Source organism: Syntrophomonas sp. UBA1041 (genome assembly GCF_002316705.1).
In the GTDB taxonomy this organism is placed as follows: domain Bacteria; phylum Bacillota; class Syntrophomonadia; order Syntrophomonadales; family Syntrophomonadaceae; genus DTU019.
This window is the reverse complement of the sequence record NZ_DCEA01000027.1, coordinates 1-504: the sequence shown is the minus strand read 5'-3', so window position 1 is coordinate 504 and position 504 is coordinate 1. Positions and strand designations below refer to the sequence as shown.

Genomic DNA, 504 nt, shown 5'->3' with positions numbered 1-504 from the left:
TTCGCTTTTGTCGACGGTCTGAGAGGCGGGCGATGCCCGCCTCCTGTGAATGACAATATGTTATTTGGCCAGTCTGTAGGTATCTCTGGCGATAACCAGTTCCTCATTGGTGGGAATGATGAAAATGCGTACCTTGGAGTCGTCGGTAGCCACATCGACCGCTTTGCCGCGAACTTTGTTCTTTTCGGGATCCATCTTGATGCCCAGCGCCTCAAGATCTTCGCATATATGACGGCGGATGTCGATGCCGTTTTCACCTACACCGGCAGTGAATACCAGGCAGTCACAGCCGTTCAGCTTGGCAAAATAATTGCCGATGTAACCCTTTACTGCGTTGTAGTATACGTCCAGAGCGGTTTGCGCCCTGCTGTTGCCGGCCTTGGCCGCTTCTTCAACGTCGCGCAGGTCGTTGGATACCCCTGACAATCCCAGCATACCTGACTTCTTGTTGAAGTAATTGTTGGCTTCCGCAGAATCCATCCCCAGTTTGTCCATCAGGAAGAA

1 pseudogene is annotated in these 504 nt (G+C 52.0%); it reads right to left on the bottom strand.

Features of this window, described 5'->3' with window-relative positions:
• Positions 1 to 60: 60 nt before the first annotated feature.
• Positions 61 to 504, bottom strand: a pseudogene (locus tag B2633_RS05070) (acetate kinase); the annotation flags it as partial.